At 62.9% G+C, this 1,024-nt stretch carries 2 protein-coding genes; both read right to left on the bottom strand.

What is annotated here, in order from left to right; translation table 11 throughout:
* Nucleotides 1-645, bottom strand: a 645-nt coding sequence (locus AB0435_RS34320) for a GNAT family N-acetyltransferase (protein ID WP_366428765.1), incomplete at its 3' end; no start/stop codon positions are given.
* The coding region (locus tag AB0435_RS34325; RefSeq protein ID WP_366428766.1) for a UTRA domain-containing protein at nucleotides 645-1,024 on the bottom strand (380 nt) is incomplete at its 5' end. The genes AB0435_RS34325 and AB0435_RS34320, both read right to left, overlap by 1 nt.

Genomic DNA, 1,024 nt, shown 5'->3' on the forward strand with positions numbered 1-1,024 from the left:
ACGAGTGGCGTCCGGCCGGGCGCTGTCGAACACCGGGGGACGCACCGAGAGGAGAGTGCCGTCGTGTCGCCCACCGACCCCAGTGTGAGTTCCAGTCAGGGCTACGGCTGGTTCGTTCACGAGCCGAAGGCTTGTCGGGCGTTCGAATAGGGCACCCGACTTTCGGCCTTCGGCGGTTCGTGTGGCGTAGTGGACGAAGCCACGTTTTTCGTAGTAGCGATGAAGCGCAGTATTTGTTTTCCAGCAGTCGAGCCGAAGGAATTTCGCTCCGGCTGCCTCGGCACGTTCACATGCCCAGTCGAGCAGCAGGTCGCCGAGGCCGCTTCCGCGACGCTCCGACCGGATGACGAACTTGTAGAGGTAGAGCGCGGCCTGTTGCATCTCGTCGGGTGTCCAGAAGACAGGGTCGGCCTGGTCCAGGGCCAAGCTGCCGATGGTGTCTCCGGCGCCGGTTGTGACAACAAACGTCACACCCCGGTCGATTTGTGCCCGGATCATCTCCTCACCGGTTGTTCGAACGGTCCACTGTTCGATCCCAGCGGCGCGCAGCCATTCCTCGGCATGGATTCGAAGCCCAACGACGTCGTTCACGTCTTCTGTTGTTGCACGGCGGATTCGGTAGGTGGGCATGGGCGAGTCCAACATCAGGCACCTTCCTTATTCGACTGGGCAGATTCGGCCGGCGCATGCTCCGGTACGTCGAGTTCGTAGGTCACTCGCTGGCGGTCGCCAGCCCAGACCGAGACGAGCACTCGGACGCGTCGTCCGGTTTGGTCGATGCCGACCCGAGCGTGCTGGCCGACGGGTGTTCCGACTGACAGGTGCAGCAGTTCGCGTTCCTCGGGATTAGGCATGCGCACCTGGATCTCGTCTTCGAAGCGCTGCTGCCGGAAACCGAGGGCCCTGTAAATCCCACCGGGGTAAGTGACGTTGGTGTTTTCCAGCAGGGGCGCGAGGCCATCGATCTTGCGGTGGGCGATGTCCAGAGGGGTCCATGTGTCGGCGATCATCGCGAGCATCTCGG

Source organism: Streptomyces sp. NPDC051173, from assembly GCF_040689515.1.
GTDB lineage: Bacteria > Actinomycetota > Actinomycetes > Streptomycetales > Streptomycetaceae > Streptomyces.